This is a genomic window from Mycobacterium simiae (assembly GCF_008370645.1).
GTDB classification, from domain to species: Bacteria; Actinomycetota; Actinomycetes; order Mycobacteriales; family Mycobacteriaceae; genus Mycobacterium; species Mycobacterium simiae_A.
In genome coordinates, this window is sequence record NZ_VTZN01000156.1 from 1 (window position 1) to 11,726 (window position 11,726).

General features: G+C 65.4%; 8 protein-coding genes. 4 read left to right on the forward strand and 4 right to left on the reverse strand.

Features of this window, described 5'->3' with window-relative positions; translation table 11 throughout:
* Positions 1 to 418 precede the first annotated feature (418 nt).
* Entirely contained in the window at positions 419 to 2,485 is a 2,067-nt protein-coding gene (locus tag F0Q45_RS20340; RefSeq protein WP_149655664.1) for a PE family protein, read from the reverse strand.
* Between the two features lie 498 nt (positions 2,486 to 2,983).
* Between F0Q45_RS20340 and F0Q45_RS20345 the strand changes: the two genes are divergently transcribed.
* Positions 2,984 to 4,330, forward strand: coding sequence for a flavin monoamine oxidase family protein (locus F0Q45_RS20345; protein ID WP_149655665.1), 1,347 nt, complete (start codon positions 2,984 to 2,986; stop codon positions 4,328 to 4,330).
* Here the strand turns inward: F0Q45_RS20345 and F0Q45_RS20350 are convergent.
* Positions 4,325 to 5,287 (reverse strand): alpha/beta fold hydrolase, encoded by a 963-nt coding sequence (locus F0Q45_RS20350; protein ID WP_149655666.1) that lies wholly within the window; start codon positions 5,285 to 5,287, stop codon positions 4,325 to 4,327. The genes F0Q45_RS20345 and F0Q45_RS20350 overlap by 6 nt on opposite strands.
* Before the next feature lie 187 nt (positions 5,288 to 5,474).
* On the opposite strand from F0Q45_RS20350, the gene F0Q45_RS20355 reads away from it, so the two are divergent.
* Positions 5,475 to 6,833, forward strand: coding sequence for a flavin monoamine oxidase family protein (locus tag F0Q45_RS20355; RefSeq protein ID WP_149655667.1), 1,359 nt, complete (start codon positions 5,475 to 5,477; stop codon positions 6,831 to 6,833).
* Between the two features lie 205 nt (positions 6,834 to 7,038).
* Here the strand turns inward: F0Q45_RS20355 and F0Q45_RS20360 are convergent, their stop codons facing one another.
* Positions 7,039 to 7,431, reverse strand: a complete 393-nt coding sequence (locus F0Q45_RS20360) for a nuclear transport factor 2 family protein (protein WP_149655668.1) — start codon at positions 7,429 to 7,431, stop codon at positions 7,039 to 7,041.
* Positions 7,432 to 7,531: 100 nt separating this feature from the next.
* Entirely contained in the window at positions 7,532 to 9,220 is a 1,689-nt protein-coding gene (locus F0Q45_RS20365; RefSeq protein WP_149655669.1) for a CocE/NonD family hydrolase, read from the reverse strand.
* Between the two features lie 284 nt (positions 9,221 to 9,504).
* Here F0Q45_RS20365 and F0Q45_RS20370 point away from each other — a divergent pair, with 284 nt between their 5' ends.
* On the forward strand, positions 9,505 to 10,137 hold the full coding sequence (locus F0Q45_RS20370; protein WP_149655670.1) for a TetR/AcrR family transcriptional regulator: 633 nt from the start codon (positions 9,505 to 9,507) through the stop codon (positions 10,135 to 10,137).
* Positions 10,138 to 10,566: 429 nt separating this feature from the next.
* The coding region (locus F0Q45_RS20375) for a PE family protein (RefSeq protein ID WP_149655671.1) at positions 10,567 to 11,726 on the forward strand (1,160 nt) is incomplete at its 3' end.

Below are 11,726 nucleotides of genomic sequence, written 5' to 3' on the forward strand. Positions count from 1 at the left end.
TAGCCCATGCAGCACCAACACCCCTTTTCCGGTCAGGTGTTGCAGCGATCACTTGAGACTGAGGTCACGATGCGAGTGTGAAGAGCACACTGATCTGAACAACTCGCTGGTATGCGGTGCTCCTGAGCGCTTACGCGGCGGCCCACCGGGATGGATTTCCCGGTGCTGCAAACACAAATGTGAGCCGCCGACATCGCCGCAGGCGCGGACCGTGCCAGGGCTCACCCACGAGCAGCGACGTCGCCGACCAAAACAGGTCCAGCGCAAAACCGGGCATGAACCCACAAACATGATTGACGGCGGGTTTGCGCCGCTGAGAATGCGCCGAGCTGCTCATTCCATAAATCCCACGCAGATCGCGGTAACGACGTTGGTGATAGTGCCATTCGCGCTGCTGGCAGTCATTGGTGCCACCGAATCAGCCGTCCTGGCCCGTTGTGCCGCTGCTGCCCTGAGGACCGTTAGCGCCCGGATCTCCCGCTCTACCTCCCGGACTGGCGGGAGCCCCCGAGCCCCCGGCACCACCTAGGCCACCGCCACCACCAAGGCCTCCACTGCCGCCAGCGGCACCTGCCCCGCCGGTAGCGGCGCCTCCAGCTCCGCCGTTACCCCCTGTGCCACCGCTACCGCCCGCGCCACCAGCGCCCCCGGCGCCGACAGCTCCCGGGCTGCCGGACCATCCGATCAACCCACCCTGGCCGCCGAAACCGCCGCTGACTCCACCGGCGCCGCCGGTACCGCCCACACCGCCGACCCCACCGGTTCCCCCAACACTGCCAGCGCCACCCATTCCAACGCCGCCACCCACGCCATCGTTGCCGATGGCAATGCCGCCGCTGCCGCCGGCACCTCCGGCGCCACCAGCACCACCGGAACCGCCGGCTCCGCCGGTACCCGCGCTACCGCCATTGCCGCCGCTCCCGAAGAGCCGAGCCCCGTTGCCTCCGTTGCCGCCCACACCGCCAGTGCCGCCAGTGCCCCCTCTGGAGAGGGCGTCGGCGCCGTCGCCTCCGCGACCACCTGAACCACCCTCGGCTACATCGCCGATAGCCACACCCCCGGGGCCGCCGGCACCCCCAGCACCACCTGGGGCCCCGGCACCCCCGGCACCGCCTGTCCCACCGACGCCTCCTACGCCGCCGTTACCCACCAGCAGGCCGGCGTCGCCGCCATTTCCGCCCGCACCGCCGATACTCCCATTTCCTCCCATCACTCTGCTTTCAGCGCCATTACCGCCGGCCCCGCCGTTGCCCGCGACAGGAGAGCCATCGTTGGGACCCAGGGCTATACCGCCAGCCCCGCCAGCCCCGCCGGCCCCACCCGGGCCAGTGCCATCGCCACCTTTGCCGCCCTGACCTCCCTGGGGAGCACCGCCACTGCCGATGTCGGCCGCAAGACCGCCGGCACCACCGGCGCCGCCGTTGCCGCCGCCCGGACCGCCCAGACCACCGTCGCCTCCATTTCCGCCGGCAGCGCCGAAACCATCGCTGGAGTAGACATTGCGGCCAACCCCGCCGGCCCCGCCGTCCTGATCGTTCGCGCCTTGCGGGCCGACCTCACCATTACCGTTGTTATCGGTGCCGCCGCTTGCTGGGTTGGGCAAGGCTGTGGGGTTGACGCCGTCGGCCCCGGCTAGGCCGGTGCCACCCTGACCGCCGTGGCCCCCGGAGCCGATTAGGGCCGCGGCGTTGCCGCCGTCACCACCCCGCCCCGGACTGCCGCCATTGACACCGGGTGTGGCCGCCCCACCCTGGCCACCGTTACCCCCGTTGCCGATCACCTGTCCGCCGCTGCCGCCATGACCACCCGCTGCGCCGGCCCCGCCAATCCCACCGATGCCACCATCACCGACCAACACACCACCACGACCGCCAGCACCACCCGGTGCGTTAACACCACCGGACCCGCCCGCCCCGCCGTGGCCCAACCATCCGGCAGCCCCGCCAGTGCCACCACTACCACCTACGCCCCCGGCCCCTCCTACCCCGCCGTTGCCGATCAGCCCGCCGGCCCCGCCGCTACCACCGGCCTGACCCGGCGCCCCGGACCCACCATTTCCGCCATTGCCAATCAACAACCCACCAGCTCCACCGTTAGCACCAGTGCCGGCCGCCCCGTGCGCACCATCGCCAATCAGCGGCCGGCCCAGCAACGCCTGCGTCGGCGTATTGACCACGGCCAGCACCTGCTGCAACGGTGCCGCACTAAGCGCTTCAGCACCGGCATATGACTCCGAAGCACCACTCAACGCAGTCATTAGCCGCTCGTGGTAGGCCGCGACCTGCCGACTCACAGCCTGGTAGTCCAGACCATGATTAGAAAACATCGCCGCAATCGCCGCCGACACCTCGTCACCACCGGCAGCCACCAGCGAGGCGGTCGAAGCTGCCGCAACGGCATTAGCGCCACCAATCGCCGCACCAATCCGCGCCACATCCGCCGCCGCCACCGCCACCGCCTCTGGCACTACGCTCACAAACGACATCGACGTACCTCCCACCACGTAGCCGCGCTTGGGTCAACGCGAAGTGATCCCCATCACGCGATGACGCTAAGTCACGCGTTAATTGCGGTCTAGTACAGGTTCTTGAACAAACACTTTCGTTTCGCGCAAGCCTAGATCCGTGTGGTGCCCCAGGTGCCCGCCACCGTCGCCGCCCCTAGCGAAGGCGGGGAATGTCCGCGGCGATTGCCGACAAGCGTGGTGGGCGTCAAAGTCGTTACCAGGCACAGGCGTTGGCGCTAAGCCGTTGCAACGCGGCCGCGCCCAGAGTTTCGGTAATCAGACCGAGTTCTGCCGTGGGGACGGGGCGCGGGTGCCGGGAAGATCCCTTCCCAACATGAGCGCTTGCTGACTGATAACGTCGATACGGTCGGACTAGCCATCGTGCACGGCGCAAACGAGCTGCGGAACTGACCTAGCGGAACTCGGCCAGGCAAGATTTTTTCAACGGATCGGCCATAATGCGGTTCACTGGAGGGCGTGACAAACCCACGATGGATTGTCGACGTGGTCATCGTGGGCGCCGGCTTCGCCGGATTGGCCGCAGCCCGAGACCTGACGCGACAGGGTCATGACGTACTGGTACTAGAGGGGCGCAACCGCGTCGGCGGCCGCTCCCTCACCGGCAGCGTCGCAGGACTGCCAGCGGATATGGGCGGCACTTTCGTAGGCCCCACCCAAGATGCCCTGCTAGCCCTGGCTCGTGAGCTGGGAGTTCCCACCATCCCGATCTACCGCGACGGCAAAAACCTCATCCACTGGCGAGGCGCCGTACGCGGCTACACCGGGACCATTCCCCGACTTTCAGTGGCCGGACTGCTCGACATCGCGAGGCTGCGTTGGCAATTCCAGAGGCTTGCGCGCAGCATTCCGATATCGGCGCCCTGGGACGCACGCCGAGCGCACCGCCTGGACAGCGTGACACTCGATGACTGGCTGCGATCGGCACGCGCCACCGCGTCCTCACACGACCTGATGGCCATCATGACCCGGGTGACCTGGGGTTGCGAACCCCAGGACGTATCCATGCTGCACGCCGCACGCTACGTGCGTGCCGCCGGCGGCCTGGACCGGCTGCTCGACGTCGAAAACGGTGCCCAGCAGGATCGATTCGCCGGCGGCACACAGCAAATCGCTGAGCTGACAGCGGCTGAACTGGGTGGCAGGGTAGTGCTCGATGCGCCCGTTCGGCGCATCTACCGGCATGGCGCGGGTGTGACCGTCACCTCCGATCAGGGCCAAGCCGAGGCCGGATTCGTCATCGTGGCGATCCCCCCAGCCCATCGCGCAGCCATCGAGTTCCATCCACCGCTGCCGCCCGAATACCAACAGCTCGCCGCACACTGGCCGCAAGGGCGGTTAAGTAAGGCCTACGCGGCGTATTCGACGCCGTTCTGGCGGGCCAACGGGTTCTCCGGCCAGGCCCTATCGGACCAGGGCCCAGTATTCATCACCTTCGACGTCAGTCCGCACGATGACGGGCCAGGCATTCTTATGGGTTTCGTCGATGCCCGGGCATTCGACTCGCTGCCTCCCGAACAACGGCGCAGCGAGGCATTGCGCTGTTTCGCTTCGCTTTTCGGCGAGCACGCGCTAAAGCCGCTCGATTATGTCGATTACCGCTGGGGCACAGAAGAATTCGCTCCGGGTGGTCCGACCGCCGCGGTGCCGCCGGGGTCGTGGACCAGATACGGGCCGCTGCTGCGTGAACCGGTTGGGCCGATTCACTGGGCCGGTACCGAAACCGCAGACGAATGGTCCGGCTACTTAGACGGCGCCGTCAGATCCGGCCAGCGTGCTGCAGCGGAGGTCTCCGCCCTGCTATGAGCTGATCCGCCGAACATGGGAGTCTCGGGTGACCGCTTCGGCGAGAGTACGCAAATGGCGGTTTACCTCGTGGTGCTGTTCCAGCATCGAGCAATGGCCGCCCGGCAGCTCGACAATATCGAACACGTTGGGTGCGGCACTCGCAATCTTGCGAGCCTGACTGATCGGCGTCAGCCGATCGCGTTGGCTGCCGATGACCAGCGTCGGCACCGTCAGACCAGCGAGGCTTAGGTGCTGGTGCGCCACCTCGCTCACCAGCATTCGCGCGCAGCCTGCGCGCCCAGCCAGTGGCGTTTGCGTAAAGAGTTCATAGACCAGCCGCGCAACGCTGGGATGGGCATCGGCCCCGACCGCCATCATTGTCACCAAACGCTGAGTCGGTATGCGGACCGCACCGGGAAGCGGGATTCCGCCGAACGCGTTAATCAGCCCGCGGCCGGCCAGGACTCGTGCCGCCGACAGTTCACGCGGCACCGGGAGCAGTCGGACGTTGCGTAGCAGCTCCCCGGTGCTGGTATTGATCAACGCGACGGCGTCAGCGCGCCGGTGCACCTTGTGACGGTAGCGTTGCGACCAGGCTGAGATGGTCATGCCGCCCATCGAATGTCCCACGATCACCGCGCGTTCGTGTCGGGCCAGCGTCGCGTCCAACACCGAATCTAGGTCAGAAGCAAGGTGTTTGAGGCTGTAACCACCCCGTCTGGGCACCCCACTTTGACCATGCCCGCGATGGTCGAAGGCGATCACGCGGTAGTCGGTAGCCAGGTCGGCGATTTGGTATGCCCACGCTCGGATGGCGCATACAAAGCCGTGGGTCAGGACTATCGGGTAGCCGTCGGGCGGGCCGAAAACCTGCGTGTGTAGCTGGGTGCCGTCTGCGGCGCGAACGGATAGGTCGCGGCTCGGCGGCAATACGTCAGGCAATTGACTGGGCACATTGCCGTGGATGGACCTCATCGCCGCTCCCCCTTCGACCGCGGCTCCGCTGCCGCCCTAAGGATGCAGGTGAGTTTACCTGACCGTAATGTGGGCCCGCTCACATTCGCCGAATACGATCACATAACGAGGCTGACCAGCACACACGTCCGCGTGTGGCGTGGCATGAGACGCTGACAGTGTGTACCAGATCTCGCGCAGGAGCCTCTTGGCGGCAACAGCCGGCTTTGCCTGCAGCGGCGGCGCTGGGTTCACGACGAGCTGCGCATCGCAACGTCCGGCCGCAACGAATAGCAAGGCACCGCCGGTCACGGACAACACGTCGATCCTGGTCATTGGCGCCGGCATGGCGGGCTTGGCTGCCGCCCGCAGCCTTTCCGACGCGGGATGGCCGGTTCGGGTGATCGAAGCCCGCCGTCGAATTGGCGGCCGAGTGGCTACCAATCGCGACTGGGGTGTGCCGCTGGAAATGGGTGCCTCCTGGATTCACGGGACGACCAACAATCCGCTGACCGAACTGGCCCGGCAGGTGCAGGCGCAATTAGCCCCAACCGACTACAACACGGCCGCGAAGCTGGCGACCGATCCGCGCCTGCCTCCCATCAATTACGACGAGGCAACCTGGCAACGGCTGGTAGCGGACGCCCGCGACGAGGTCGACGGCGGGAGTCTGGGCGCCGCCATCAGAGCCCAGGCGGCCAGCCAAGAACTCTCCGAGAGCGAGCGCGCCGAGTTGGCCTACTATGTCACGACCGAAATCGAAGATGAGTACGCCGCGGACGCAGACCAGCTGTCCGCCAAGACTTTTGACCGGGGCAAGTATTCGGATGGGCCGCAGGTCGTCGTCACGAGCGGCTACGATGCTTTTCCGCGGCTGCTGGCCGACGGGCTTCCGATCGTCCTCAATACAGCCGTCAACGCCATTGTCCTACGCGGTGACTCGGTGATCGTGAAAGCCAAAGACCAGAGCTTCCAAGGACCCGCCGCAATCGTCACCGTCCCGCTCGGCGTGCTGCAATCCGGCGCGATCACTTTCGATCCTCCTCTGCCCGATGCACCGGAACATGCCCTGCAAACGTTGGGATTTGGCGTATTGTCCAAGAGCTACTTCCGTTTTGAGCGCCGAACCTGGGACCGGGAAGACGCGTTCTACCAGTACCTTGGTTCTGACGGCGAAATGTGGGCGCAATGGTTGACACTACCGGCTGCGGCGGGGCCGATTGTGTTGGCATTCAATGCCGGTCACCGAGGCCGGAAGGTGGAGTCGTCATCGCCGGATGAGTTGATGGCTGATGCGCTGCCCATCGCCCGACAGCTGTTCGGCAGTGCGGCAACACTTCTCGACGTCAAGTCATCAAGTTGGACTCTCGATCCCTATGCCCTTGGCTCGTACTCGTTCCACGCGCCCGGCTCTGGCCTAGATGATCGTCGCCGACTCCAAGAACCGATCAGCGACCGGCTTTACCTGGCCGGTGAGGCCGTGGGGGTGGATAACCCCGGCACCGTGCATGGCGCCCTGCTCAGCGGCAGGCATGCGGCTGCTGAGTTGATGCGCCGGCTGCGGTGACGTTGACGCGTCCGTGGCCTACTTCGATTGTTTTCGGCGCGCTCCGACGAACTTGGGTCCCCGCCGCGACTCGATATCTTCGCCTTTTTTGCTTTGCCCGTCCCCGCTCAGCGTGGCGGCTCGCACGTCACGGTAAAGTCGGCCGAGCGGATTGGTTAGGCAATCGGCGTTGCCGCTAGCAAACGGGTAAGTAACGCGCCATCGATCACGAGGCGGTTGATGAGTAGTTTTCCATTGCGGCCAGGTTGCGCCAACTCGGCCATGTCGTCTCCCACAGCCGGTGGATTTTGCCGTGGCGGTACGCAGCGATCAGCACAATCTCTATGCGGGCCGGGTTTTCGCCGGGGCGATTAGTGGTGATCCATACCCGACCGGCGACCTTGTCTGTGGCTTCCACCCACGCCTGCTCGTCGTATTCGATCGCGTAGGCAATCGCGGTGGCGTAGAGCTTGCGGTGACTGGCGCTGAATTCAGCGAGAGTCTGAGTCAACCCGTCGGAGTACAAGCGAAAATCGGGGTCATAGTAGTGCTCGATAAGGGCAGCATTCTTGGCCACCACCATCTGGTCGAACATTTCACGCAGCAGCGCCACCGACATCTGACCGATGGTAGCCGGGGCCCAACCGGCTACGTTGCCAACGTCAGCCGTGTCGACACTCGTTCCAAAAAGCGGCGCCGCAGCAACGCTTTCCGACGGGTCATGCCGGGATCTCGGGCACCCGCAGCCGTGCGGGTCGGCGGGCTCCCCAGTGCAGAGTGCAGCGCGCGGGCGGGCTCGGGGTGTACAAGGCCGGAAACGAACCGTAATGGGGGTTGCGGGGAGCCAGCTGGCGTCCTGCGACGAGCAGGCGGATCTGGTCGCCTTCATGAAAGAGGGTGGCAGAAGGACCCAGTGCGACCTCGACGGGAACGATTTCGCCGGATGATAGGGGTTGGCGCCGCAGGAACGTGTGAACCGGTTCGTAATGTGTAGAACGCTGGGTGTCGAGTTCGCGAAGAGACACGCGCTGCCATCCGGTTGTTACTCGGTCTCGGCCGAAACCGTACGATCCCTCGAACGGAACCCATTGTCCGTCAGCCCATTTCTCGACACCGACAAATAGGCTGGCATCGTCGGCTCCGTCGACTGAGACCCAGAGGGCCAGGCTCATCGGGCCGCTGAGTTCCAGGTCGCCTGGGACAGGAAAGGTGAACGCCGCGGCGTGTCGGCGGGTGTGGAAGGTGACCGATCCGTCGACTTCAGGCGGTACGGTGCCGAGCACTCCGCCATCGGCGAGGTAGAGGTCCCGCCAATGGGTGCGTGCCAGCGGCCATTCATTTTCAGTGCGGACCTCGGCGATGACGTCGCACCGCTCTCTCACCTCGAGCCGGACCACAGGCGGCGCAGGCGCGTCCCGGTATTTGAGATAGCGGTCGAAAAACCTCAACTGAGCTTGGCGGGCGTCGTCGCTGTAGAACGTCGCCCACTTGCCGCCTCGGTGAGTGTAGGCGAATTTTGCTGGTGAACTGACATTTTCGAATGCCCGGAAGGATCCGCGGCTGTGTAAATTGTGGTCCGAGAAGCTGGCGCAAACGAGCATCGGAACCTCGATCTTGGCGAGATCCGGCACGAGAGATTGCCACCAGTGATCCCGCAACGGGTGCACCTTGCGTTGTGCGCCGATATCTACGGTAGTGCGCATAACCCGTTTGACGATGGTCGTCCAGATCCGGGAGAAGCCGTTCTCGACGATGCCCCCGGGGTTGAACAAATCCCGGTAGGCGTCCGTGAAGCCCTCCCAAGGGCAGATTGCCTTGAGGCTGGGCGGGCCTAACGCGGCGGCCTTGTACTGCACCATCGCCAGATACGACACTCCCAGCATGCCGACGTTACCGCTCGACCAAGGCTGAGAACCGGCCCATTCGATGAGGTCGTATACGTCCTGCCCCTCCTGGTCGGAGAGAAACGCGCCCGCCCCATCGGATGCACCGGCACCGCGCAGATCGGCGTTGACTACGGCATATCCCTGCGTCACCCACCAGACCGGATCGGGTGCCTCCCAACTGGTCTCGCTGGAAAATTTGACCGGATGGCGCTGGTTCATGATGCGAAACTGCGGATTGACACTCCACCGGTGTCGTCGCCGCTTGGGCAACCTGTCTTTGCCGTACGGGTGCGCGCAGAGGATGACGGGAAACCGCCCCTCGGTGTTGGGCCGATAGGCGTTCACCCGCAGCACCACACCGTCGCGCATCCGGATCACCGCATTGCGCTCCACGATGATGTCGTGCGGTGCTGCGGTCACAGTTACGGGCGGCTGGAAAATCCCATGCAGCCGACTGGCCGCATAGCGGGCGGCCCCGGGACGCTTCCACGGACGGTCGTGGACGGGATAGTGACCGGACATGATAACGCCTGCTCCCCTACTTTATAGAGTAGTAATCAAATGTAATTGAGTAGCACTCTAGCACTACAGTGCCTCTTCCGCTTGTCCACAACTCAACCCGTGGGTCAACGCCGCCACCATCTGACCGACGGATCCCGCGGAGCGAGTGGGCAGTAGTAGCCGCATTGACCACCTGCCGCCGTGGCAGCCGGCTGCTCGTTGCACGCTTAGCGCGGCACTCATTGCAATGGGGTCGCGCTCAATTACGGCCAGGATGCAGCAGGCGTGATCAGTAAACTGCACCTGTGGAACGTAAGCGGCCTCGGAACACGACCCGATTACGCGAAGCAGGGGCAGCATCGCGGGCGGAAACCCGCCGACTACTGCTGGCAGCTGCCGCGGAGGAGTTCGCCCGCGCCGGATACATCGCCGCGACGGTGGACCGCATCGCCGAGGCGGCCGGGGTGAGCGTGCAAACGCTCTACCTTGCGTGGGGAAGTAAACGCGCGTTGCTACGCGCCTACCTGGACAGCACGCTGGCACCGGGCGCCAAGCCGTCCGGGGAGCACTATGCCTCGCTGCTCCGTCCCGACACTCCCGCCGGGACCCTCGCCCAGATTGCGAGCTTGTTCTGTGGCCTGGCGCACAACTCAGCAAGCGCTTGGCGCGCGTATCGCGCGGGATCCGCGGTCGACGCCGCAATCGCGGAAGAATGGCAGCAGCTCCACGCAGCACGACACGCAACCTTTGAGACTTTGCTGGCAGCGATCCCAGACGACGCCATGCGGCTTGCTCGACAAGCTGCCGTGGACACCGCTTGGGCGTTCGCCAGTCCGGAGATCTACGAGCTGATGCTGTCGAGCGCCGGTTACACCCACGAAGACTTCGAGGTCTGGCTCACCGCGACGCTACAGAGCGCCATTCTTTCGGCTCCATGACGCCGTCATCTGGCGCCGATTCGCCTGCGGCCGGGCCACGTGCTCCTTTGCCGGCGCCGCAGAACGGTACGCGGGTAAGTCAGCTAAGAATTCACCCACGCATGACTTAATCAAGACGTTGCCGAGACGCGCTCCTGCCGGGCCAGACGCGATTGCGCGGCACCCATGAATCACACCCACCCCATTCGGACTCCGGCGCGGATGAGGCATCGGCGACCACCGCCGCATTGTGCGGCAGCACACGCCCGGCGAACAAAGGCTCTAGAGCGCTGCACTTCACTCGGTGGCGGGGTGCCACACCGAAATACCTTCGACGATGCGCAAACCTTAGTTCGAAATCATCTACTAGACGTTATGTATGCCGCGCGGGCATGCTTCGTGCAAACCCGGTCAGGGGGGTGCGTCATCAGACTGGCGAAGGGAAAAACGATGTCGTTCTTGAGCGTGACTTCGGACTTTGTTGCCTCTGCTGCTTCGGATTTGGCAAATCTTGGTTCGCAAATAGCCGACGCCAACTTCGCGGCAGCAGCACCAACCACCACCATCGCGGCCGCCGGTGCCGATGAGATATCGGCGGCGATCGCGGCACTCTTTAGCGCCCACGCGAACGAGTATCAAACCCTCAGCGCGAACGCCGCGGCGTTCCATCACCGGTTTGTGCAGGCGCTGACTTCATCGGCGGGCGCCTATGGGGCCGCCGAGGCGGCTAACGCATCGCCATTGCAGGAGGTGCTGGCGTTGATCAATGCACCCACGCAGGCGCTTATGGGGCGTCCGCTGATTGGTGACGGCGCCAACGGGACCGCACCGGGGCAGGCAGGTGGTGCAGGGGGGCTGCTGTTTGGCAACGGAGGTAAGGGAGCCGATGGCATTAACACTGGGCTCACTGGAGGCGCAGGAGGCGCGGCGGGGCTAATCGGCAACGGCGGCTCCGGTGGAACCGGTGGCGCGGGAGCAGCCGGCGGTTCAGGTGGGGCCGGCGGCTGGCTTTTGGGCCAAGGCGGCTCAGGCGGCATCGGCGGAATCAACGGCGGAATCGGCGGCACTGGGGGCAGCGCGTTGTGGTGGGGCGACGGCGGGGCTGGCGGTGCCGGCGGGTACGGCAGTGGTACTGGGGGAACCGGCGGACACAGCGGTTTGTTCGCGGGCACTGCGGGTGCCGGCGGCAAGGGCGGGACTGCTAGCTCGCCCACCATTGCCGGCGGCCACGGCGGCATGGGTGGCCAGGGGGGGATGTTCTTCGGCACTGGTGGCGCCGGCGGCACCGGTGGTGACGGAGCGCAAGGTGTCCCCGGTGCCACCGCTACCGGCGGTGCCGGCGGCGAAGGAGGCACCGCCAGTATGGGCGGGAACGGCGGCATTGGGGGGAATGGAGGAACATTATTCGGCAACGGCGGGGCAGGCGGCATCGGCGGTACCGGTGGAGCCGGTGGCAGAGGTGGCGATGGCAGTGTCGGGTCTGGATTAGCCGGGACAGGCGGCGCAGGTGGTGACGGTGGCACCGGCGGGCTGGGTGGTCGCGGGGGAGCCGGCGGAGAAAGTGGCCATATCCGCTTCGCCGGCTTCGGAGGAACGCAAGGTGCTGGTGG

What these genes read in the sequence shown, in the direction of transcription:
- F0Q45_RS20340 (WP_149655664.1), bottom strand. Translation starts at nt 2,485, where the DNA reads ATGTCGTTTGTGAGCGTAGTGCCAGAGGCGGTGGCGGTGGCGGCGGCG.
- F0Q45_RS20350 (WP_149655666.1), bottom strand. Translation starts at nt 5,287, where the DNA reads ATGAGGTCCATCCACGGCAATGTGCCCAGTCAATTGCCTGACGTATTG.
- F0Q45_RS20360 (WP_149655668.1), bottom strand. Translation starts at nt 7,431, where the DNA reads ATGTCGGTGGCGCTGCTGCGTGAAATGTTCGACCAGATGGTGGTGGCC.
- F0Q45_RS20365 (WP_149655669.1), bottom strand. Translation starts at nt 9,220, where the DNA reads ATGTCCGGTCACTATCCCGTCCACGACCGTCCGTGGAAGCGTCCCGGG.